1 protein-coding gene is annotated in these 1,786 nt (G+C 55.7%); it reads left to right on the top strand.

Translation table 11 applies throughout. The annotated features are described in order from the left end of the window. Positions 1 to 243: 243 nt before the first annotated feature. Positions 244 to 1,506, top strand: a complete 1,263-nt coding sequence (locus Q363_RS31480) for a hypothetical protein (RefSeq protein ID WP_035358695.1) — start codon at positions 244 to 246, stop codon at positions 1,504 to 1,506. Positions 1,507 to 1,786: the final 280 nt, after the last annotated feature.

Raw genomic sequence — 1,786 nt, 5'->3', positions numbered from 1 at the left:
GACACGCATAGGCCTCTTTGGCTTATTTAAACACTGTCTTGACAGCATGTCCGGAGCTTTCGCTTCTTCAACCTTCAAGAATTATTCGGGTTAGGGGCGCTGGTCTTCTTCCTGCTCATTCCTGCGACAGTCCAAGTCGTACTGGCTCAAGCTGCCGATCCTGCCCCGGCCTGCCCTGGACTGAAGATTGAGATTAGAGTTCCAGACGATATAGTTCGGCCCCGATCCAATGTGCTTTTAGAGATGAAGCTTACCAACGTCGGCCCCGTTGAGACATTCCTTCCATCAGGCTCCCCGGATATCTGGTCCTACGAAGTCGATCTGAGAGATGCTCGCGGTACTCCAGTCCCGCGAACATCGGAGTGGATGCGCGCTATCTCGGAACGCCCGACGAACGTAACCCTTAATGTGTCTCTACCACTCGCCGCCGGTGCGTCGCTGACTAAGACCGTGATCCTTGACAAACTCTTCGACCTGCGCAGGCCGGGTCATTACACCGTTCGCCTCTCTTTTGATTCCTTTGCATGTGGTCACTCAGGTACACGTGTCACGTCCAACCTGACCAACTTCACGGTAGGCGCACCCTTAAACCAGCCTTCAGGCTCAAAGTCCGGGATCTCCGTCACGGCGAGCGCCTCTCGAACCCAATTGCCTATAGGCTGGGCGGTCCCGCTCGATATTGTTGTTCAAAACAAGAGTACCCGTCCGCTCAGATGGGCCGTCGATGACCCACCCAACACAGCACCCGATGAATTCCTGACAGGGGCTGAAGTCTTCGGTCCCGCAGGCGAAATGCGGCAAGCGCCCAGGGAGCCGGACCCGAATTGGAGTTTCTCTCGTTTCCGCGATACTGCCTCGACCCTAGAGATTCCTCTCGGCAAGAGCGCCGAACAGACTGTCCTGCTCGGCGATGTTTTCGACGTCAGCAAGCCCGGGAACTACCGAGCAAAGGTTTCACTAGTGGACCCGTTGAGCAACCGGCTCATTGACTCCAACACGGTTGCGTTTGAGATTGAGGACCAGGCATCTTCAAGTTCTCTTCCCAAGCAACCTCCCTTCATCGTGACTCTGCGGTCGGCGTATTTCTTACCGCCCGATCCAGGCAACGTCCTAATCTGCATGAGCAACATCTCAGACCATGACATTCCGTTGGATAACAGTGCGTTGAAAGACTTTACGTCTGTCGAAGCCCCCGACGGAACGGCGGCCGCAATGAACGAGACGGCGCTCAAGGATTGGAAGCCTGAGAATCTCAAGCGGGCTCCCGCCGCTTCAGTCCAAAGCAACACGTGGGATTTCGCAGTGAAACCCCGAAAGGCACTATGCGGCGGCCTTAAGGTTGGCGTCATCTATGACCTTTCAAGACCGGGCGCATACAGAGTTCGGATCGATCGCTACGATGAACCCGACGCAATGATGGGACAAAAGCTCGGAGAGTTGCCCTTGGTTCATTCAAACTGGTTGACGATCTTCGAGCCTTATCCGGCCAGTTCTGGAAATAAGTAGTGAAGCACCCTCTTCGGAACGGCGTTTTAGTAAACGCTGCAGCACTGCGCTACCCACGACAACTCCGATCATCGGACTGTAGCTCGGCATGAAGGCCCGGCGTCGTCTGATAGAACTTCCCTGAAAGTCGGGTTCTCGGCAAGTTCGTGGAGGCCCTGGCACACTGTGTTTTTCGATACCGTTTCCGCCGCCTGCGCACGAGCGATGGGCTATGCGTCGTTCATCTGCCTGTCCCTCGCGTCACGAGCCGTCTTTCAGATGGCCGAGGCTCTGCGAATAA

This window comes from Edaphobacter aggregans DSM 19364 (genome assembly GCF_000745965.1).
GTDB lineage: Bacteria > Acidobacteriota > Terriglobia > Terriglobales > Acidobacteriaceae > Edaphobacter > Edaphobacter aggregans.
The sequence above is the reverse complement of the archived record's forward strand: the minus strand, read 5'-3'. Positions and strand labels throughout refer to the sequence as shown.

Bases quoted from the DNA above. Each gene is read 5' to 3' on its own strand.
- Q363_RS31480 (WP_035358695.1), top strand. From the start codon at position 244: ATGAAGCTTACCAACGTCGGCCCCGTTGAGACATTCCTTCCATCAGGC.